Origin of the sequence: Sphingomonas pruni NBRC 15498, assembly GCF_001598455.1 — a bacterium.
GTDB lineage: Bacteria > Pseudomonadota > Alphaproteobacteria > Sphingomonadales > Sphingomonadaceae > Sphingomonas > Sphingomonas pruni.
The window spans coordinates 63,761-84,397 of sequence record NZ_BCYZ01000009.1 but is presented as its reverse complement, the minus strand read 5'-3'; the positions used below and the strand labels follow the sequence as shown (position 1 = coordinate 84,397).

Annotated in this window: 19 protein-coding genes; 10 read left to right on the top strand and 9 right to left on the bottom strand. The window is 64.8% G+C overall.

Features of this window, described 5'->3' with window-relative positions:
- Positions 1-17 precede the first annotated feature (17 nt).
- The gene (locus SPR01S_RS04455) at positions 18-1,436 is read left to right on the top strand and encodes an aldehyde dehydrogenase family protein (RefSeq protein WP_066585494.1); all 1,419 of its coding nucleotides are present in this window, start codon (positions 18-20) and stop codon (positions 1,434-1,436) included.
- 23 nt (positions 1,437-1,459) lie between these two features.
- Positions 1,460-2,317 carry a bifunctional methylenetetrahydrofolate dehydrogenase/methenyltetrahydrofolate cyclohydrolase FolD gene (gene folD / locus SPR01S_RS04450; RefSeq protein WP_066585493.1) on the top strand — a complete coding sequence of 286 codons (858 nt, stop codon included), beginning with the start codon at positions 1,460-1,462 and terminating at the stop codon, positions 2,315-2,317.
- Here the strand turns inward: folD and SPR01S_RS04445 are convergent.
- The 3 genes from SPR01S_RS04445 to SPR01S_RS04435 are packed head-to-tail and all read right to left on the bottom strand — an operon-like array spanning position 2,305 to position 5,331.
- Positions 2,305-3,108 (bottom strand): amidohydrolase family protein, encoded by an 804-nt coding sequence (locus SPR01S_RS04445; RefSeq protein WP_066585491.1) that lies wholly within the window; start codon positions 3,106-3,108, stop codon positions 2,305-2,307. The two genes, folD and SPR01S_RS04445, sit on opposite strands and share 13 nt — an antisense overlap.
- Complete coding sequence (locus tag SPR01S_RS04440; protein ID WP_066585489.1) at positions 3,105-3,989, bottom strand: amidohydrolase family protein; 885 nt, start codon at positions 3,987-3,989, stop codon at positions 3,105-3,107. Before SPR01S_RS04440 ends, SPR01S_RS04445 begins: the two co-directional genes overlap by 4 nt.
- The gene (locus SPR01S_RS04435) at positions 3,967-5,331 is read right to left on the bottom strand and encodes an MFS transporter (protein ID WP_066585487.1); all 1,365 of its coding nucleotides are present in this window, start codon (positions 5,329-5,331) and stop codon (positions 3,967-3,969) included. The genes SPR01S_RS04440 and SPR01S_RS04435 overlap by 23 nt, the downstream gene beginning before the upstream one ends.
- 259 nt (positions 5,332-5,590) lie before the next feature.
- Between SPR01S_RS04435 and SPR01S_RS04430 the strand changes: the two genes are divergently transcribed.
- The 4 genes from SPR01S_RS04430 to SPR01S_RS04415 all read left to right on the top strand — a co-directional run bounded on the left by SPR01S_RS04430 (position 5,591) and on the right by SPR01S_RS04415 (position 10,925).
- Positions 5,591-8,461 (top strand): TonB-dependent receptor domain-containing protein, encoded by a 2,871-nt coding sequence (locus tag SPR01S_RS04430; protein WP_169803375.1) that lies wholly within the window; start codon positions 5,591-5,593, stop codon positions 8,459-8,461.
- 214 nt (positions 8,462-8,675) lie between these two features.
- On the top strand, positions 8,676-10,013 hold the full coding sequence (locus SPR01S_RS04425) for an MFS transporter (RefSeq protein WP_066585485.1): 1,338 nt from the start codon (positions 8,676-8,678) through the stop codon (positions 10,011-10,013).
- Positions 10,014-10,023: 10 nt separating this feature from the next.
- Positions 10,024-10,440, top strand: coding sequence for a c-type cytochrome (locus tag SPR01S_RS04420; protein WP_245661866.1), 417 nt, complete (start codon positions 10,024-10,026; stop codon positions 10,438-10,440).
- Positions 10,437-10,925: a GlcG/HbpS family heme-binding protein gene (locus SPR01S_RS04415; protein ID WP_066585483.1), complete on the top strand. Its 489-nt coding sequence runs from the start codon at positions 10,437-10,439 to the stop codon at positions 10,923-10,925. Before SPR01S_RS04420 ends, SPR01S_RS04415 begins: the two co-directional genes overlap by 4 nt.
- On the opposite strand, the gene SPR01S_RS04410 is transcribed toward SPR01S_RS04415, so the two are convergent.
- The 3 genes from SPR01S_RS04410 to SPR01S_RS21795 are packed head-to-tail and all read right to left on the bottom strand — an operon-like array spanning position 10,919 to position 13,454.
- Complete coding sequence (locus SPR01S_RS04410; protein WP_066585481.1) at positions 10,919-11,308, bottom strand: carboxymuconolactone decarboxylase family protein; 390 nt, start codon at positions 11,306-11,308, stop codon at positions 10,919-10,921. The genes SPR01S_RS04415 and SPR01S_RS04410 overlap by 7 nt on opposite strands.
- A 3-nt stretch (positions 11,309-11,311) precedes the next feature.
- On the bottom strand, positions 11,312-12,244 hold the full coding sequence (locus SPR01S_RS04405) for an alpha/beta hydrolase (protein ID WP_066585477.1): 933 nt from the start codon (positions 12,242-12,244) through the stop codon (positions 11,312-11,314).
- A gap of 1 nt (position 12,245) precedes the next feature.
- Positions 12,246-13,454 (bottom strand): cobalamin-independent methionine synthase II family protein, encoded by a 1,209-nt coding sequence (locus tag SPR01S_RS21795; protein ID WP_169803374.1) that lies wholly within the window; start codon positions 13,452-13,454, stop codon positions 12,246-12,248.
- A 146-nt stretch (positions 13,455-13,600) separates the two neighbouring features.
- Here SPR01S_RS21795 and SPR01S_RS04395 point away from each other — a divergent pair, with 146 nt between their 5' ends.
- Positions 13,601-14,374 (top strand): HpcH/HpaI aldolase family protein, encoded by a 774-nt coding sequence (locus tag SPR01S_RS04395; protein WP_066585475.1) that lies wholly within the window; start codon positions 13,601-13,603, stop codon positions 14,372-14,374.
- Positions 14,371-14,700, top strand: coding sequence for a carboxymuconolactone decarboxylase family protein (locus SPR01S_RS04390; RefSeq protein WP_066585473.1), 330 nt, complete (start codon positions 14,371-14,373; stop codon positions 14,698-14,700). Before SPR01S_RS04395 ends, SPR01S_RS04390 begins: the two co-directional genes overlap by 4 nt.
- Positions 14,701-14,806: 106 nt before the next feature.
- Here SPR01S_RS04390 and SPR01S_RS04385 read toward each other — a convergent pair whose 3' ends face one another.
- Together SPR01S_RS04385 and SPR01S_RS04380 are read right to left on the bottom strand one after the other, a co-directional pair.
- Positions 14,807-15,535 carry an SDR family oxidoreductase gene (locus tag SPR01S_RS04385; protein WP_066585472.1) on the bottom strand — a complete coding sequence of 243 codons (729 nt, stop codon included), beginning with the start codon at positions 15,533-15,535 and terminating at the stop codon, positions 14,807-14,809.
- Positions 15,532-16,842 carry an LLM class flavin-dependent oxidoreductase gene (locus SPR01S_RS04380; protein WP_084250928.1) on the bottom strand — a complete coding sequence of 437 codons (1,311 nt, stop codon included), beginning with the start codon at positions 16,840-16,842 and terminating at the stop codon, positions 15,532-15,534. The genes SPR01S_RS04385 and SPR01S_RS04380 overlap by 4 nt, the downstream gene beginning before the upstream one ends.
- A 222-nt stretch (positions 16,843-17,064) precedes the next feature.
- Between SPR01S_RS04380 and SPR01S_RS04375 the strand changes: the two genes are divergently transcribed.
- Positions 17,065-18,093, top strand: a complete 1,029-nt coding sequence (locus SPR01S_RS04375) for a uroporphyrinogen decarboxylase family protein (RefSeq protein ID WP_245661865.1) — start codon at positions 17,065-17,067, stop codon at positions 18,091-18,093.
- Positions 18,094-18,160: 67 nt separating this feature from the next.
- Here SPR01S_RS04375 and SPR01S_RS04370 read toward each other — a convergent pair whose 3' ends face one another.
- Entirely contained in the window at positions 18,161-19,096 is a 936-nt protein-coding gene (locus tag SPR01S_RS04370; protein WP_066585467.1) for an SMP-30/gluconolactonase/LRE family protein, read from the bottom strand.
- Positions 19,097-19,282: 186 nt separating this feature from the next.
- Here SPR01S_RS04370 and SPR01S_RS04365 point away from each other — a divergent pair, with 186 nt between their 5' ends.
- The gene (locus SPR01S_RS04365; RefSeq protein ID WP_066585465.1) at positions 19,283-20,632 is read left to right on the top strand and encodes an MFS transporter; all 1,350 of its coding nucleotides are present in this window, start codon (positions 19,283-19,285) and stop codon (positions 20,630-20,632) included.
- Positions 20,633-20,637: the final 5 nt, after the last annotated feature.

Here is a 20,637-nt window from a genome sequence, read left to right as displayed (position 1 = left end):
CCCGACAAGGAAAACCCATGGACCACGAATTTCGCCTGCTCATCGACGGTGCCTTGGTCGCGGGAGCAAGCAGCTTCGACGTGATCAACCCGGCGCTCGACGCGCCGTTCGCGCAATGCCCCAAGGCCGATGCGGCGATGCTCAAGACCGCGGTCGCGGCGGCCAAGCGCGCCTTCCCGGCCTGGGCCGCGACGCCGATGGCCGCGCGCGGTGCCAAGGTGGAGGCACTGGCGGCGGCGCTCGAAGCGCGGGTGTCCGAATTCGCTGCGCTGATGACCTCGGAACAGGGAAAGCCGCTCGACCAGGCGACCAAGGAAATCTACGGCTCCGTGTTCGTCCTTCGCGCCTTCGCGGCGATGCGGCTCGAGCCCAAAGTGCTGCGCGACGAAGGCGGGAACCGCGTCACCGAGCATCGCACGCCGTTGGGCGTGGTCGCGGCGATCACCCCATGGAACTACCCGATGATCCTGCTCGCCAATAAGGTCGGGCCGGCGCTGATGGCGGGCAACACGATGGTCTGCAAGCCGGCGCCGACGACGCCTCTGACAACGTTGCTGTTCGGCGAGCTGTGCCAACAGATCCTGCCCGCCGGCGTGGTCAACACGCTATGCGACCAGAACGAGCTCGGCCCGGCGCTGACGACACATCCCGACATCGCCAAGATCTCGTTCACCGGATCGACCGCGACCGGCAAGAAGGTGCTCGCCTCGTCCGTGGACAGCCTCAAGCGCGTGACCCTCGAGCTGGGCGGCAACGACGCCGCGATCGTGCTCGACGATGTCGACGCCAAATATGCCGCGGGCAAGGTCTTCGAAGGCGCGATGCGCAATGCCGGGCAGATTTGCGTGGCGGTCAAGCGCGCCTACGTGCCCGACACGATGTACGACGAATTCTGCGACGAGATGGCGCGGCTGGCCAAGGAAATGGTCGTCGACGACGGCGCTAACCAGGGCGCGCAGATCGGGCCGGTTCAGAACAAGCTCCAGTTCGACAAGGTGTCGGCGCTGATCGAGGACAGCAAAGCGCGCGGCATCGTGATCGCCGGCGGGGAGCCGCTCGACCGGCCTGGCTATTTCATCTCGCCGACCATCGTCCGCGATATCGACGACGAAGCGCCGCTGGTGCGCGAGGAGCAGTTCGGGCCGGTGCTGCCGGTGCTCAGCTATTCCGACGTCGACGAACTGATCGAACGCGTCAACGGGACTGATTATGGGCTGGGCGGCACCGTCTGGGGCAAGGATCTGGCCCGCGCCAACCAGGTGGCGGCGCGCGTGACATCGGGCACGGTGTGGGTCAACCAGCTGATGGCGATCGATCCGCGCATTCCGTTCCGCGGACTCAAGCAATCGGGAATGGGCACCGAAATGGGCCTAGAGGGGCTGGAGGAATATACCCAGCCGCACGTGATCAACGCCGTGGCGCTCGACGCGGCGTGACGCTGGCGGCATTGCGGCCAAGGGTGGCCGAGCGGATCGACGGACGCGCGATCGCCGCACGGCTCGATGCCGAGACTGCCGCCGAAGTCGCCGCGATCGTCGCACGCGACGGGATCGCGCCGGGGCTGGCGGTGGTGCTGGTGGGCGAGGATCCGGCGAGCCAGGTCTATGTAAAACGCAAGATCGAGGCCTGCGCGCGGGTCGGCATTGCCTCGTCCGAGCACCGCCTGCCCGCCGATACCCCACAGGACGCGCTGCTGACGCTGATCGCGCGGCTCAACGCCGATCCGCGCGTCCATGGTATCCTGGTCCAGGTACCCCTGCCCGCGCATATCGATGCCGGGATCGTGCTCGGCGCGATCGACCCGGCCAAGGATGTCGATGGTTTCCACCCGGTCAATGTGGGCCGACTCTCGACGGGCACGGGCGGACTGGTGCCATGCACCCCGCTCGGCGTGATGATGCTTCTCGATAGCGTGCTGCCCGATCTGAGAGGGCTCGACGCGGTGGTGATCGGCAAGTCGAACATCGTCGGCAAGCCGATCGCGATGCTGCTCCTCGAACGCGAGGCGACGGTGACGGTGACGCATATCGAGACGCGCGGGCTCGCCGATATCGTCCGCAAGGCCGACATCGTCATCGCTGCCGCCGGTGCACCGCGACTGGTGCGCGGTTTCTGGATCAAGGAAGGCGCCGTGGTCATCGACGTCGGCATCACGCGCGTGCCTCAGGATGATGGGCGCACGCGCCTGGTCGGCGACGTCGCGTTCGACGAGGTCCAGCATGCGCGCGCGGTGACTCCGGTACCGGGCGGCGTCGGTCCGATGACGATCGCGTGCCTGTTGGCGAATACGGTGAAAGCCGCCAATCAGAAGAAATAGAAGCGCAGCGCCGCATCGGACATGCGGCGGCGGTCGCGGGCATCAGGGACGATGCGGTAGAGGGTGGCGAGCGCCTCGCCATAGGTCATCCGATCCTCGGCGCCGACGAACGGCGCGTCGCTGCCCCAAAACAGTCGATCGGGTCCGGCGACCTGCAGCAACCGCGCAGCATAGCCGGCTAGGCTTTCCGGCGGCAGGCGGAAACCGGCGGAGATTTTCACGAACGTCCGGCCACGGTCGATCGCTGCGAGCATGGCCTTGAAGCCCGGCCCCTCCATCTCGTTCTCGCTGCGCAGCAACCCGAAATGGTCGACCACCACCTGGATGCCGTGATCGGCCAGCGCGGGCAGCATGTTGCCAAGCTGCTCGCCGCCGAGATTGAGCTCTAGATGCATGCCGGCATCGGCCAGGCGGGTGGTGAAACGGCGGAAGCGATAGCCGCTCAGGTCGGGCAATTCCGCCTTGAGCGGAAGCTGGAAGCGCACCCCGCGAACACCCTGTGCCTTGAGCTCGGCGAGCTCGCGCGGCGCTGTGTCGGGATCGAGCATCACGGTCGCGCGCAGTCGCTTATGCTGCGCGAGCGCGGCCAGCGAATAGTCGTTATAGTCTCCAAACAGACTGGCCGCGGTGATCACGCCGAAGGCGATGCCGTGCGCATCGAGTTCGGCGAGATAGGTCTCGACCGGATAGTCGTAATCGGGCCGCGTCCAGGCCGTATCGGTGAACGGCATGCGCCTGGTGAAGACGTGCGCATGGGCATCGATCACGGGCGGTTCGGGTGCTGCGCTCACAGGCGATCGGCAAACAATTTGGCGCCATTGTCATGCAGCACCTGAGTGCGCTCGGCTGCGCTCAGAAGGCTCGTTGCGGCGATCGCCTGTGCGACCATGTCGGGATAGGCATCCTTGGTGTTGCCGTAATCCGACCCCCACATCACCCGGCGGGCGCCATAGGTGTCGACGATCAGTCGCACGAATCGCGCCGCGTCGATCCCCGTTTCGCGGAAGCGGTTGAGGTTGATCTGGGTGAATTTGAAAAAGATGTTCGGGACGTCGACGAGTTCGAGATGCTCAGGCCCGATCGTACCGGCGACACCGTTTTCGACGCCGGGCCAGCCGCAATGATCGAGCGCGATCACCGTCTTGGGAAAGCGCTTGGCCAGCGCGATGATCCGGTGCAGCGCAGCCCTGGTCGGCTTGCCCGGCGCGTACATGATCACCATCGTCAGCCCCAGCGACGCGGCGACTTCCCACGTCTCCAGCGCCGCCGGCGAGTCGAGCCAGGGATAACTGCCGTCGGCATCGGGATACCCGAACAGCCGCAGCCCGCAGACATTGTGCCGGGTCGCCAGCGCGCGCAATTGTTCCGGCGTGTCGGGGAAATCGGCGCGCAGGATCAGCACCGCGGAAACGCGGTGGTGGTTCACGTCGGCGACCGACAGCGTGTAGCTGTTATCGGTCTTGTAGATCGTATTATATTGCACCGCCGCGCCGCCGGTGACCCCGCATTGATCCCATAGAGCCAGCAGTCGCTCCGCCGTCGCCGGATCGCGCGCGATGCGCGCGCGGACTTCGGCCTCGCCCTCGCGCGCGCCGGTCACGTCGATCGGAAAACGCTTGGTATCGTCGGTGAAGAAATGCGCGTGGGTGTCAAACAGCCGCTGGTTCGGCACTGAAATCTCCTCCGGGTTTGCTGGCCGCGCGCGCGGCGAGGCGATTGACGAGCGACATCGTCACGGCGGGAATCACCGCGATGATCGAGAACACGATATAGGTATCCATCCGCGTCAGCCCGGCGCTGAACAGGAAGCCGCCGATCATCGGGCCGATGATCGCGCCGATCCGCCCGAAGCCGACGACGAAGCCAAGCGCCGTGTTCTGGATCGCCGTCGGATACATCACCGCGGTTACCAGGAATAATCCGGTATAGGCGCCGACGACGAAGAACGTGGTCAGCCCGGCCATCGCAAGTAGCGGAATCGGGGCGGCCGGCATGATTCCGAAGAGGATCAACGTAACCGCCGCCATGCTGAAGAAGAACGCCGTCAGTCGCCCTTCCCCGACGCGCCGGCCGAGCAAGCCCATCGCGAGATGGCCGACCGCGCCGCAGGCGCCCGTGATGATGCCGCTTGCCGCCGCCAGGCTGGGGCTGAGCCCCGCATTGGCGAGCACGGTCGGTTTCCAGTTGAGCAGGAAATAACCAACCAGGGCATAGGTGAGCGAGGCGATCCAGATCAGGATCGTCGGGCTGCGCATCGGACCGGCAAGCATCGCGCGTATCGCATTGGCGCTGCTTTCGGCGGCAGCCGGCCGCGGCGGCATCGCCGCCAATTCGGGCAGCGTCATGCGCCGGTGGAGACGATTGAGCGCGGCGAGGTCCTTTGGTCCCTGGCGCCGCACCAGGAAGTCGCGCGACTCGCCAAGGATGAAGAGCGCCAGCGTGAAGGTGACGGCGTTGAGCAGCCCGGCGGCAAGGAAGATGTTGCGCCAGCCGCCGGTGCCCAGAACCGCGGCCGCGATGCCGCTTCCGAGCATCATGCCCAGCGTGAAACCGATATGGACCGTGGCCATCGCCATATTGCGGAACTTGACGCTCGAATATTGGGCGGCGGTCGTATTGAGGCACACCACCAGCGTCCCCAGCCCGATCCCGGTGACGAAGCGCAATGCCAGCAAATGCCAGATATCGGTCGCGGCGCCGGTCAGCAGCAGAGATGCCGCGAGCGAGCCGAGCGCAGCCAGCATGACCGGGCGGCGTCCGACCTTGTCGGCGAACGGCGCGACGAGGAACGCGCCGATCACGAGCCCGACCGCAACCGCACTGAACAAGGTGCCGAGCACCGCCGGATTGATATGCCACTGCTTGGAGAGAACCGGCGCCGCGACCGATAGCGACACGACGTCGAAGCCATCGGCGATATTGGCGGCGCAGCACAGAGCGACGACCAGATACTGATAGCGAGTCATGCTGGGAGGCGCAGCCATCGCGCCGCTCGGTTCCGTGGCTGCTGCCATCCCGCTCTCTCCCGTTTTTCGACCCGCTATCGGCCAGGGCGGCCGTGTGGTTCTGTGGTGTTTATACCAAATGTCGTTCGACAGTATCCGATTTTTCGCTTGTCGGCTAGCGAATATATGTCATAAGCAACTAGCGTTCGTCATTTTAGAATGTCGGCAAGACGACTGCGAACACGCGAGCGTCGAGACGTCGGTGCATCGGCATCGCCGCGAAATCCGGATGACGGCCCGAAGGCCGCGTCGATTTGGGGAGGAAGCAATGCGAAAGTCATCTTCACTATCGGGCCGCGCGCTCTCGTCGCGACTCAGGGATCCCAGCCTGGCGGCCATTGCGCTGATGCTTTCGGCGACCGCCGCGCCCGCGTTCGCCCAGACCACGCCCGCGCCCGCGCCCGCGCCCGGCGACGCCACTAGCGTCAGTTCCCCGCAAGACACGGCCCCGACCGCTCCCGAAGCGGCCGGGCAGGCGCCTGGGGACAAGGAAATCGTCGTCACCGGTTCGCGCCTGGGTGCGGGCTTCACCGCTCCGACTCCAGTCACCACCATCGCGCCCGAGCAGATCAAGGACCGCGCGCTCGCCAGCGTCGCCGAGCTGGCCTATGATATCCCGCAGCTGCGCATCAATCAGAATATCGGCAAGTCGAGCGAGCCGGTCGGCCAGAATGTCGCCGATCTTCGCGCGCTGGGCGGCGCGCGCACGCTGCTGCTGCTCGACGGCCGTCGCCTCGCGGCGACCAGTCCGTTCGGCGGCGTCGACACCAATATCTTTCCACTGTCGCTGATCAGCGGCGTCGAAGTCGTGACCGGCGGTGCCTCGGCCGCTTACGGTTCGGATGCCGTCGCGGGCGTCGTCAACTTCTCGCTGCAGAAGAAGGTCGAGGGGGTAAAGATCGACGCCTCGTACGGCATTTCGAACTACAACGATTTCAACCGTCCGGTGATCTCCGCCGCGGCGGGCAAGACCTTTGGCCGGCTCAACATCACGGTGGCGGGTGATTTCTATCGCAACACCGGCCAGACCGCTGTCAGTACGCGCGACTGGGGCCGTGGCCGACCGGTGCTGTTCAACAATCCGAATTACACAGCCACCAATGGCCAGACCAAGAACTATATCGCGTATGACGCGCTATATTCGCGCATGACGTTCGGCGGCGTCACCGTCGTGCCGGCCACCAGCCCGCTTTACGGCATCCAGTTCGGCGTCAACGGCACGCCCCAGCCGTTCGTCTATGGCAGCCCGGTCAACACCACCTTCATGCTGGGCGGCAGCGGCGTATCGATCGAGGACGATGGCAATATCCTGCCGCATATCACCCGCTATTCCGGATATGGCCGCGCCACCTATGACCTGACCGACGGGATTTCGTTATGGGCCGAGGGCTTGTGGTCACGGGTCGAAGTGCTGTCCGACCTCGCGCCGAACTATGACAACGGCACGCTGACCATTCAGCGCGACAATGCTTTCCTGCCGGTGTCGATCGCCGCGACGATGGCGGCCAACAATATCAAATCGTTCGCCTTTGGCCGCATGAACCTCGAAGACGGCAATTCGCAGAACAACAGCGTCTCCCGCGCGCTACGCTATGCCGTGGGCGCCGAGGGCAAGATCGGTGATTGGTCGTGGGACGTCCATGTGCAGCGTTCGGACAACCATTTCCGCCAGGAAAGCGTGAACAACCGCATTCAGTCGCGCTGGTTCCAGGGCGTGGATTCGGTGATCAGCCCGGTTACGGGTCAGCCCGTATGCCGGATCAACGCCGATGCCAGCACCACCAACGACAACCCGGCGTGCGTGCCGATCAACGTGTTCGGCGCGGGGTCGATCAGCCAGCAGGCGCTGGCCTGGTATCGCGGCACGTCCTGGTACGACGCCCGGATGACCCAGAACACTGCCGGCGCCAACCTGTCGGGCTCGCCGTTCAAGACCTGGGCAGGCCCCGTCAAGCTCGCGGTCGGGGCCGAATATCGCAAGGAGACGATCAAGAGCGTCTCCGATCCGGTCTCGGTGATCTCGGGATGGCGCTCGATCAACCAGCAGCCATTCTCCGGCCAGCTCACGGTCAAGGAAGTCTATGCCGAGACCGCGATCCCGCTGGCGCAGGACACGCCCTTCGCCAAGAATCTCGAAGTCAGCGGCGCCGTCCGCTACGCCGATTACAGTTCGAGCGGCGGCGTGACGACGTGGAAGATCGGCTTCAACTATTCGCCGATTTCCGACATCCGCTTCCGCGGCACGATCTCGCGTGACATCCGCGCGGCTAACATCAACGAACTCTATGCCGGCCAGAACCAGGTGATCAACTCGATCTCTGACCCGCGCACCAACGTCACCGCCAACACGCTGCAGCTGACCGGCGGCAACCGCAATCTCAATCCCGAAAAGGCCGATACCAAGGCGATTGGCGTCGTACTGCAGCCCAGCTTCATTCCCGGCCTGAACGCTTCGATCGATTATTACTCGATCAAGATCAACGGCGCGATCACCGCGATTGCGCCGCAGACGATCGTCAACAATTGCTTCACGTTGAAGATCGACTCGTTCTGCAGCCTGATTACCCAGAATTCGAGCAATCAGATCACGTCGATCCAGGCGACACTGATCAACGCCCAGACCATCGAAGCCGCCGGAATCGACTTCGAGCTCTCCTATCGCCGTCCGGTGTCGTGGTTCGGAACGACCGGGTCGATCGGCAGCCGCCTGCTCGTCAACTATGTCGACAAGCTGCAACTGACCGCATCGAATGTCACGACGATCCTGCTCGGCGACATCGCCACCGATCCGGGCGGTCAGCCGCGCTGGAAGGGCAATTTCGATCTGACCTATTCGGGCGGCCCGCTCCGCCTGGGCGCGTATGTCCGCTATATCGGCGGCGGCAAATTCCGGACGATCTACGTGGACAATGTCGATCTCCCGGCGTCGCAGAACCGAGTCAAGGGGCGCGCCTATGTCGATCTGTCGGCGTCCTACAAGATCACCAAGAATATCGAGCTTTATGGCAAGATCGACAATCTGCTGAACCAGGATCCGCCGATTGCGCCGAACAGCATCATAGCGCCGACGGTGTCAAATTCGCAGATGTACGACAAGGTCGGCCGTTACTATGTCGGCGGCGTCCGTATCCGCTTTTGACCCGCGCGTCGGTCGACTCGCAATATCCCGGCGCGCCGCGAACGCGCCGGGATTTCGTGGCGGCCGAAACGCGACGAACCTCATCCATTGCCATTCGCGCATCCACAATAGCGTTTGTAATCGTCGAATTGACTTGGCATTAATAAGGGGTGCGTGTGCGTAGACAGCCGATCGCCAGACTGCCGTATCGCCATTCCGGCGAAGGGCAGCCCGCATGAGCCAGCCGGTCACCCCCAACGAGATCATCAAACAATCGGCGATGAGCGGGTATCAATATGCGATCGTCGCGATCTGCATGCTGGCCTATGCCGCGGAAGGGCTCGACGTCGTCACCCTGTCTTATGCGGCGCCGGTGATGATCAAGGAACTCCACCTTTCGATCCAGGGGTTCGGGCTGGCGTCGAGCGCAACGCCCGTGGGCGTCGCGATCGGATCGATCTTCGTCGCGCCGCTGGCCGATCGGATCGGACGGCGCGCGCTGACGCTAACGCTGCTCGGCTCGCTGGTCGTGCTGCTGCTGGTCACAGCGACCAACGGCACGATCACCACGCTCATGATCCTGCGCCTGCTGACCGGCATTTGCCTGGGCGCGCTGGTCGTGTGCCTGAACGTCACCGTCACCGAATTCAGCAACGAGAAGCGCTCCAACCTGCTGATCGGCATCCTCCATTCGGGCTATGCCTTTGGCGGGATGCTGTGCGGCGCCATGGCGGGGCTGCTGATCGAGCCCTATGGCTGGCGATCGATCTTCCTAGGTGCCGCGGCGCTCAACCTGACCGCGTTCCTCCTCGGCCTGTTCATCCTCGCCGACTCCCCAGTCTTCCTGATGGCGCGACGTCCTCCGGACGCGCTCGCGCGGATCAACGCGTTGATGCGGCGGATGCGCAAGCCCGAAGTGGCGGCGCTGCCCGACGTGCCCACCGTCCTGGGGAAGCAGCGGGCGAGCCTGACGATCATCCCGCGCTCGCTGTGGATCGGCACCGCATTGCTGTGCCTGGCCGGCTTCGCGTTCACGATCAGCGGCGGCTTCATGGCCGGCTGGCGCCCGCAGATACTTTCGATGGCCGGCATGAGCATGCAGTGGAACGGCGTTGCCGGCGTGACCACCTACGGTGCCGGAATCATCGCGCAACTGATCGTCGGCGCGCTGTCGCGCCGCGTCGGCGAGGTGCGGATCGCGGCGATCTTCCTGCTGGCGATGGCAGCGTCGTTCACATTGCTCGGCGTGGTACCGGACGGCGCGAACTGGGCGCTGGTCGGAGCCTCGACCTTGTGCGGCTTTTTCAACGTCGGCGCCTATACGGCACTGATTCTGGTCACGCTGAATTATTACGGCGTAGCCACGCGCAATGCGGGCCTCGGCATCATGCTCGGCTGCTCGCGCATCGGCGGGATCGTCGGACCGCTGCTCGGCGGCTATGTGATCGGCGCCGGCGTCGGGCGATTCTCGGTGATGCTGCTGTTCGGCGGACTGATGGTCCTCCCCGCGGCGGCAACGCTAATGGCGCGATTGCGCGCGGCGCAGCAACAATCCGAGCCTGTTCCGGCATGAGGAAAGTACGATGACCCACGCAAACGCCTATCTGACCGCTGCCATGGCCGGCGCCGCGCTACTATTGATCGGCGTATCGGCGCACGGCGCCGGCCACCCGGCTGCACCGGCGGCGCCGATGCCTGCAGCCGTCGCACCGCCCCCGGCCTTCGCGACCTGCAATGCCTGCCACAGCACCGCCAAAGGCGCGGCGAACGGTGTCGGCCCCAATCTGTTCGGCATAGTCGGTGCAGCGGCGGGCAAGAGGCCGGGCTACGCCTATTCGCCGGCCATGAAAGGATCGAGCATCCGCTGGGCCCCAGCCAAGCTCGACGCCTATCTCGCCGATCCCAAGGCCATCGTGCCCGGCACGAAGATGATGATCCCCGGCATCAAGGACGCTGCCAAGCGCAGCGAAATCATCAGCTATCTCGAGACGCTGAAATGAGGCGCCGCCTCGCCCTCGCCGCGACATTGTTGCTCGGCATGCCGGCTTCCGCCCAGACCGCACGGCCAGTGCTCGATTATGCCAGCGCCGCCAAGATCCGCGACACGTGCCTCGATTATGCGCGCGCGCACAATCTCAAGGTCGCGGTGTTCGTGCTCGAAAATCACGGCATGGCGGTGACGCTGGCGCATATGGACGGCGTGTCGATGGGCGTCGGCGAGATCGCGTTGTGGAAGGCGACCTCGGCCGCCAAATATGGCCGCGCCACTGCCGATACCGCCGCGCTCAATCCGCCGGCGAACATGCCGAGCGTCGCGACGATCATGGGCGGTGTGCCGATCTACTCAGCCGACGGCACACTTCTGGGCGGCGTCGGCACGTCGGGCGGCAAGCCAGCCGACGATGCCGCCTGCGGCACCGCCGGCATCGAGGCCGCGGGGCTCAAGGCAGCCAAGCCTGTCCCCGCGGCTAGTCAGACTCAGTAAGCGTCGATTTCCTTGAGCGCTTCGGCCGCGAGCGCCCAGCTTTCGACGCCGCCGGCAACGCCGATATACATCGTCGTCTGGAACAGCGTTTCGCGGATTTCCTCCTTGGTCGCGCCGTTCGCGATCGCGCATTTGACCATGCGCTTCAGGGGGATCTGGCGGTTGAGCGCGGCGCTGATCGCGACCGTGATCAGGCAGCGTTCGCGCAACGTGAGGCCCGGCCGCGTCCAGGTTTCGCCGAAAACGGCGGACGTGACGTAATTTTCGAGCGGCTCGTTGAAATCGTCGGCATTGTCGAGGCGCTCGATGCTGGCGTCGCCGAACATCTGCCTGCGCAGCTCGCGGCCGGCCTGGAATGCGGGGTCTTCGGTCTTGAGCGCCACGGTCTAGTTCCTTGGTTGCGTGAGGGTTCGGAAGGCGCCGCCGAGCCAGCGCATTTCGGCACGGGCGGGGGCGGAAAAACGGACGGCACGGAGGAAGCCGTGGCACATCTCCGGAGCGATGCGGAATTCGCAATGCACGCCGGCAACGCGCAGCCGCTCGGCGAATTCGCGGCCCTCATCGACCAGGGCATCGTGCTCGGCCTCCAGCAGGATCGCCGGCGGCAGGCCGCCAAGATCGCTGCGCAGCGGCACCTCGAACAGCGCCGGATCGCGGGCGTCGGCGCTGCGATAGGCAGCGATGATGGCCCTGATCACCGGCAGCGTCAGCACCGGATCGCGAACGGCGGCATAACCCGCGCGCCCGCCGTCGACGTCGAACATGCCGTATGCGAGCAATTGGCAGACCGGCGTAGGGCCGCCGCGATCGCGCGCCAGAATCGCGACCTGCGCCGCGAGGAACGCGCCGGCGCTGTCGCCGGCGATCGCGATCCGCGCCGGATCGATCGCGAGGGCGGACGCCATCCGCGCCGTCCAGGCCAGCGCGTCATAGCATTGCTCGACCGTCGCGCGCGGCGTGGCTTCGGGCAGGCGGGCATAGTGGACGCTGATCACCACCGCGCCGGTCGCCTCAGCCAGCGCCATCGCCAGTGGTTGATAGGTTTCGATGCTGCCGGTCGTGAAGCCGCCGCCGTGAAAATAGACAATAGCGGGCAGCGCCCCTTTCCCCGCCGGACGATATATGCGCACCGGGACCTCGTCCCCGGCGCGTACCACGAAGCTGTTGGCGACCGTCATTCCGGTCGGCAGCGGGTACGCGATCCGATGCGCATTGCGATCGGCCAGGAGGCGCGCTGTTTCGAGCGGGGTGCCAGGCGCGCCGCGGACGGCATTCAGATACTCGGCCAATCCGGCGGCGAGCCTGGCATTGTCGCTCATCTCATTGCCATAGCTGCCGCGAGGCCAAGGCGGCGCCCTCGACCAGTGCCGAAAGCTTGGCCCACTGCACCTCGGGATGGACCCGCGCCATGTTCCAGCCCTGCGAGAAGCCGCAATCGGTGCCGGCGATGACATTCTCGCGCCCGACCACGCTCGCGAAATTCGAGATTCGCCACGCGACGAGCTCGGGATGCTCGACGACATTGGTCTGGTGGCTGATCACGCCGGGGACGAGGATCTTGCCGTCGGGCAGCTTCACATCCTTCCACACCATCCACTCATGCTCGTGGCGCGGGTTGGCGCCTTCGATGACATAGGCTTGTGCCTTGATCTTGAGGATGATGTCGATGACCTCGCGCAGCGGCACGTCGGTGGTGTGGGGCGTGTTCATGCTGCCCCAGCACATGTGATAGCGCACGCGGTCCTCGGGAATGCCGCGCAGCGCGTGGTTATAGGCTTCAACCTGGCGCTCGGAGGCGCGACGCAGATCCTCCGGCGTCGGATTGGGATTGCCGGGCAGCACCTGATTGCGCGCCGGAAGGCCGAGGTCGAGCTGGACGACATAGCCGGCATCGACGATCGCCTTGTACTCGACGTGCATCGCATCGGCGAGCGCGTAGAGATATTCGGATTCGGTCGCGTACACCGTGCCGGCATCGGCATCGTCGCGCGCCGGCGTGGCCGAGGGCATGAACGCCTCGACGAAGTCCTTGCCGGCGAGCGCCGCCTGGTAATTGTCGAGATCGGTCTGGAGCGCATCCTGCCCGACATAGTGGATCGGCGCGGCGACGCGGACACGCGCCGGCGGCGTATTGGCCGCCTTGCGGACCTTTTCCGCGTCGAGCTCGGGCGGCATCCACATCGTTTTGTACATGGCGTTGTACTGGGTCATGAAGCCGGGAAATTCCTCGGTCAGCGCCGCATAATAGGCACCTCGCTCCGAGGGCGGGACCTTTTCCAGACCGCCGAGCCGCTCGACCACATAATTGTGGAAACTCGGCTTGGAGATTTCGCCATCGCTCGGAATGTCGATGCCGATCTCGGCCTGCTTGGCGACGACATCGGCGACACCCTGACGGACGTCGCGCTGGAACTGGGCTTCGTCGACGGGCTCACCGAGGACCTTGGCCATCATCCCCTGAAGCACGTTGAGCGGCCGGATCAAGCTGCCTACATGGGTCGTAAGGATGCGATCTGTGCTGCGCCTCACATCATCTCCTGTTGCTGGCCGCCTTGGTGGCGGACCGGGTTGCCGCCTTCGCATATGAAAGCTTGGCTTATAGCCGCACTGCTGCCATGTTGAATGGCATTTGTAAATAGCAACTCCGCCAGGCGGATCGGGAGAGGGATGCAGCGATGTTCAATGGGGACGTGAAGCGCAAATTGGAGGCCGGAGAGGTTGTCTTCGGCAGTTTCGTCAAGCTCGACGCGCCCGCCATCGCAGAGCTGTACGGCATCGCCGGGTTCGATTTCGTGATCCTCGACGCCGAGCATGGTTGCTACACGCATGCCGGCCTCGAGAACATGATCCGCACCTGCGAACGAATGGGGATGAGCAGTGTGGTGCGTACCCCCGATGCCGGCGAGGCCAATATCCTCCACGTCCTCGATAGCGGCGCGAGCGGCATCCAGGTGCCCTCGCTCAGGAGCGCGGCGGAAGTGCGCGAGGTGATCCGCAAGGCCAAATACTGGCCGCTCGGCGAGCGTGGCTCGGCACGCGCATGCCGCGCCGCAGCCTATGGCACCCTCCCCGATTACGAACAGCGCGCCAATCGCGAGACGCTGGTCAGCGTCCATGTCGAGAACAAGGAGATGGTCGAGGATATCGAGGCCCTGTGCGCGGTCGACGAGCTCGACGTGCTGTTCATCGGCCCCGGCGATCTCAGCGCGTCGCTCGGCCACCCGGGCGATGCGGCACATCCCGACGTCGTCGCGGCGATCGACCGCGTGATCGAGGTGGCCGCGGGCCGCAAGCATATCGGCACCGTCGTCGCCAATGCCGCCCAGCTCGAATCCTATGTCGCGCGCGGCGTCCGTTACATCGCCTGGCTTTCCGAGCTCGGCATGCTGCGCGGTGCGCTCAACGCCGCGGCAAGCAATTTCAAAGCCTATCGGGGAGAGTCGAAGTGAAGCGACCATCGGGCGGACGCGGCAGGGAATTGGCGGGAGTGGCACCGCTGCTGGACGAAATCACCCAGAGCGTGCTCTACGACAAGGTCTGGGAGCGCGCCGAACTCTCGAAGCGCGACCGCAGCCTGATCACGATAACCTGCCTGATCGCGCTCAACCGCGATCAGGCACAGGGGCATATGGAACTGGGGCTGGAGAACGGCCTCACGGTCGAGGAAATCGGCGAGGCGATCGCGCATATCGCCTTCTATGCCGGCTGGCCGGTTTCGGTGAGCGCGGCGCGCAAGCTCAAGAATATCGTCGATGCAAAGAGCGAGCGGGCCTGACACCGAAATGCTTCCACCCCGGCGACAGCGTGGGTCGCACGGCCTCCTCTGCTTACGCGCTGACGCAAAGATAACCCGCGCCCACTGAGGCGCGGGACAGTCGCCCCTACCCTCGTCCCAGAAATGGGATCTTGTTCTGCACCATTAGCGCTTCGTAGAAATTCAGGTGATCCGGCATGTCGGCCATGTGGACGATAATACCCGCGGCGTCCTCCGCCCGCGCGGTCATTTCGACCGGCTTCGTGCTGGGGCCGCCGCCCAACTCCGTCGCGACGATGCCCGGATGGAACGCCGAAACCGCGATATTGCCCGCGCGGCAATCGACCGCCAGCGCGCGCGTCAGGCCGGCGAGCCCCCATTTGCTCGCGGTATAGGCCGGGCTGTCCTTGCGCGGCACCTTGGCGGAAATCGATCCGACATTGATGATCCGCCCCCTGCCCTGTGCCCGCATGATCGGTATCGCCGATCGCGCGCACAGAAATGCCGAGGTGAGGTTGGTATCGATCACCCGGCGCCACAGCGCCAGGTCGGTCAGTTCGGCCGGCGTGCTGTCGGCAATGCCGGCATTGTTGATCAGCACGTCGACCGTGCCGAACCGCGCCAGCGTTTCCGCGAAGAGATTGGCGACCGCGTCCTCGTCGGTAACGTCGGTCGCCACCGCCAGCGCCTCACCCCCGATCGCCTCGACCTGATCGACCAGTGCGCCCAGGCGCTCGGTGCGGCGCGCGGCGAGCACGACCTTGGCGCCCTTCTCGGCGAAGGCGACGGCGCAGGCCGCGCCTATCCCCGAGCTGGCGCCGGTAATCACGACGACGCGGCCGTCGAGGATGCTCACCCTTGCGACGCCTTTTCCGCCTGGTTCGAAACCAGCGCCAGGGGGTCGTCCGCCACCACCGCCAGCCCGCCGCCACGATCCGAGCGGACATTCTCGTAGGTGCCGGCCTCCTTCTTGCGAAGGCCATAGGATTTGACGATCTCGATATCCTCGACGGCAAGCGGCGCCATCTTCGGCTTGCGGGCCAGCGCTGCCTCGAAATAGGGCGCCAGCTCGGCCTGCTTCTTCGCCAGGCGCTCCTCCTCGCCGACCTTCAGCCGCGGCATCGCCGTGGTCGCGAACAGTTCGAGCGATTCGCAGATATGGTCGTGATTGGCGGGGCCGGTCTGCTGGACGAAGATGATCTGGTCGACGCCGACATCCGCATAGGCCTTGCAATGGTCATGGACCTGGTCGGGCGTGCCGATGCCGCCATTGCCGTGATTGTCCTCGATCCCTGCCTCGGCCTTCTTGAAGTCCTCCCAAACGCTCGAATGGCCGGGCTTCAGCTTGCCGAACGAGGCGTAGAATCCCAGCGAATAACCGAAATATTTGAAGCCTTCAGTGCCGCGGTCGATCGCCACCTGCTCGTCCTCGTTGACCGACAGCGCGGTCACGATGGCAAAATTGGCGTTCACGGCATGGCCGATCGGCACGCATTCGTCGGACTTGATGATGTCGTAATATTCCTGGACCCATTTGCCGGCCTGCTCCGGCGCGGCGAAGCCGAACACGAGCGCGCCCATGCCGTTGCGCGCGGCATGCAGGATCGTGTCGCGACGCGAGCACGCCACCCATAGCGGCGGATGCGGCGCCTGGATCGGCTTGGGGACAATATTGCGCGTCGGCATCGAGAAATGCTCGCCCTGGAAACCGGGATAGGGCGTCATCGTCAGCATGTTCGCGCATTGCTCGGTCGCCTCGCGCCACATGTCCTTCTTGAGATCGGGATCGACGCCGAAACCTTCGAGCTCCATCGCGGTGCCGCTCTCGCCGGTGCCCCATTCGACGCGGCCCTTCGACAGCAGGTCGAGCGTCGCGATCCGCTCGGCGACGCGCGCCGGATGGTTGATTCGCGGCGGCATCACGCAGATGCCATGGCCGAGCCGCATCCTTTTGGTGCGCTGGCTGAGCGCGCCGAGGAACACGTCGGGCGCCGAGCTGTGCGAATATTCCTCGAGGAAATGATGCTCGACCAGCCAGGCATAATCATAGCCCAGCTTGTCGGCGAGCTCGAGCTCGCCGAGCGCGTTGTGGAAGATCTGCATGTCCTTCGCGGCGGTGAACGGCGCGGGCGACTGATGCTCGTAAAACAGACCGAATTGCATTGAGCTCCCTCTCCGGCTCCTCTCCCGCCCGGAATTCCGATGCGGCATATTTAACAGCCTGTCTTATAACAGCCTATCTGACATTAGGGAAGATGCCGGCGATCGGATTCTGCTAAGCGCGCCTGGCCGATATTCGTCATAGTCGAAAACCGTTCACAATTCGACAGTTGCTGCTTATGGTCGCAGCTCGCCGTCAAGGGACGGGAATGAGGGGATATGCCGATGAACACGCTGCTGCCCACGACCCTGGTCGGATCCTATGCGATGCCCGAATGGCTGATCGATCGGGCGCGACTCGCCGGCCGTTTCCCGCCGCGGGTGCGCGCACTCGAACTCTGGCGCCCGGCCCCCGACCATCTCGAGGAAGCGCAAGACGATGCCACGATCATGGCCATCCACATGCAGGAACGGGCCGGAATCGATATCGTCACCGACGGCGAGATGCGCCGGGAAAGCTATTCCAATCGCTTCGCGACAGCGCTCGAAGGCGTCGATCTCGACAATCCGGGCGTCGCGCTCGACCGCAGCGGTCACCCTAATCCGGTGCCGCGCGTCACCGGCCGAATCCGCCGCAGGCATTCCGTCCAGGTCCGCGATGTCGAGTTCCTGCGGCGCAACACCGATCGCAGGATCAAGATCACCGTGCCCGGCCCGTTCACGATGACCCAGCAGGCGCAGAACGACTTTTACGCGAACGAAGAGGAGATGGCGCTCGATTATGCCGCGGCAGTCAACGAGGAAATACGCGACCTGTTCGCCGCGGGTGCCGATATCGTCCAGATCGACGAGCCCTATCTCCAGGCCCGGCCCGAGAAGGCGCGGCAATATGGCGCCAAGGCGATCGATCGCGCGCTGCAGGATGTCGACGGCGTCACTGCGCTGCACGTCTGCTTCGGCTATGCCGCGATCATCCATGGCGATCGGCCGCATGGCTATGACTATCTGGGCGAGCTTGCCGGCACGCGCGTCGACCAAGTGTCGGTCGAGACCGCGCAGCCAAAGCTCGATCCCGCGGAGTTGGCGCCGTTGCGCGGCAAGCACATCATGGTCGGGACGATCGACTTGAACGATCCCGCGATCGAGACGCCCGAGACGGTCGCCGAGCGAATCCGCCGGGCGATGACCGTCGTACCCGCCGACAAGATTATCGTCGCTCCCGATTGCGGGTTCAAATATGTGCCCCGCAACATCGCCTTCGCCAAAATGCAGGCAATGGTCGAGGGCGCCGCCTTGGTGCGCGCGACGCTCTGAGCGTGAGCCCGCCGCGCGGCGTTTAAAGTCGTTTTCAGCTTCGCCGGATCGGTTGTCGAAACGAACTCTAGCCGGCGCCCGCCAGCGTGCCACGCGGCACCGGGATGCCGGGGATCAGGAGCCGGATGCGGTGGAGCGAGCGCGCGCCGGTGAAATAGAGCGTGCGCCAGTCGCTATCGCCCCAATTCATGTTGGACGTGCGCCCCTCCATGGCGATCGTGCCGAGATGCTTGCCGGCTGGGCTCAGAATCCAGATGCCGCCCGGGCCGGTGCAATAGACATTGCCTTCGACGTCGACCTTCATGCCGTCGGGCCCGCCCATGCGGGTGTCGGCGCGCATGTCGCAGAACAAGCGAGCGCTGCCGAGATCGAGCATGCCGTCGGCCTCGACATCATACGCCATGATCAGCTTGCGATGCTGGTTGCTGTCGTTGACGTAGAGGATCTTCTCGTCGGGCGAAAAACACAGCCCGTTGGGATTGATCAGGTCGCGCACGACCATGTTGAGACGCTCGCCATCGGGCGAGACGCGATAGACGCCGGCGCAATCGATTTCCGGGGGATGTTCCGGCGGGGTAAACGGCACCTTGGGTGGCGGATCGGTGAAATAGATCGCGCCGTCCGATTTGACGACGACGTCGTTGGGCCGGTTGAGCTTCATGCCGCGATAATTGTCGGCGACCATGGTGACGGTGCCGTCGGCATGCTCGCGATCGACGCAGCGGCTGAAATGGTGGCAGACGATCAGCCGGCCTGCCTGGTCGCGGGTCTGGCCGTTGCCATTCTTGGTGTCGTGCTTGTCGACGGTGATACCGTCTTCGGGGTGCCAGCGCATGCGCAGGCTGTTGTGGATGTCGCTGAACAGCAGATAGCCGCCCTCCGCGATCCAGACCGGCCCTTCGGCAGGCCCGGTCGGCCCGCCGAAGCCGCGACCGAGCTCTTCCCAATCCGCATCCGGGCCGACGATGGCGTCCAATCGCGGATCGAGTCGTTCGATGGGCATTGTTGCTTTCCTCTCCCCGCCCTCGACTTCAGGTCTTTCGGGCGCACATGACAGCCTCACTTATACCAGCGTCGCTGATAATTGGAAACGATTTGCGGCGTTGACAGACAGCCAGGCTTATATTCTTATGGCGCGAAATGCCGACCCGTTCGAGCGGGCACGCAATCACCAGGAGAGGATCGCGCATTGGCCCGGCCGACCGTTGACATCGACACGTTTCTCGATGGCGTAAAGTTCCGCCCGTTCCACGTAAAAGTGATGCTGATCGGGGCGCTGGCGATGCTCGTCGACGGGTTCGACCTCGGCGTGCTGAGCTGGGTCCTTCCCAAGATTTCGGACCAGTTCGGGGTGGCGCGGACTTCGCTGACCTGGGTGCTGTCGATGCAGCAGGTCGGGATGGTGTTGGGCGCCTTCCTGATCGCGCCGTTCGCGGACCAGATCGGGCGGCGGACGTTGCTGGTGCTGTGCCTGGGCGGCGTCGCCGCGACGTGCTTCGTGACGATCTTTACCGACAGCATCTGGGCACTGGCGATCTGCCGGTTGCTCACCGGCATGTTCGCCAGTTCGGTGATCGCCAACATGGTCGCGTTGGCCTCCGAACTCGCGCCCGCGCGGCAGCGCTCGACAATAGTAACGGTGGTGCTTGCCGGCGCGATGCCGGGCGCCTTGCTCGGATCGGCGATGCAGGCGTTCCTGCTCGAGCCCTATGGCTGGCACGTCGCGTTCTGGATCGGCACGGCGATGCCGCTGTTGCTGGTGCCGGTGATCTATTTCCTGCTGCCCGAATCGCCCAAATTCCTGGCGGCGCGCAATCCCGACGATCCCCGATTGCGCGCGATGGTGCTGGCCTTGATGCCCGAGGGCGAAGGCGAAGCGGTGATCCTGTCGCAGCGCGAGGTGCGTGAGAAGCGTCCGAGCAGTGCGTCGCTGGTGCGCGATCTGTTCAAACCCGGGCTGGCGCTGCCGACGATTCTGTTGTGGCTGAGCTTCGTCAGCAGCTTCGGCTTCATCAGCGCCGCGCTGTGGAAGACAACTGTGTTCCACGACGCCATCGGGCTCAACTGGAGCCAGGTGGGCATCACCACGGCGATCGGTACGGCATTCGGCGCGACGGGTATGCTGACGATCGGACTGATGATCGACAAGTTCGGCTTCAAGGCGATCGTGCCGACCTATTTCATCGTCGCCGCCGCTGCCGCGATCGGCATGGGTTTGTTCGCACCGGGCTGGGGAATGTTCGTCGCGCTGGCGCTTAATGCGTTGGCACAGCATGCCGCGCATGCCGGATTGGCCTCGATTGCCTCGACACTCTACCCGACGCGCAACCGCGCTACCGGGGTCGGCTGGGCCTATGGCGCCGGGCGCGCCGCCTCGATCGTCGGGCCCTGGTACGGCATGCTCGCGCTGCATTTTCATTGGGGGGCGATCGGCTATTTCTTCCTGCTCGCCGCGCCACTGGCCCTGGCCGGGGTGGTGATCTGGATGCTGCTGACGCTCAAGCCGCTCGACCCGGCGACCCGCACCGTCGGGCACTGACTTGC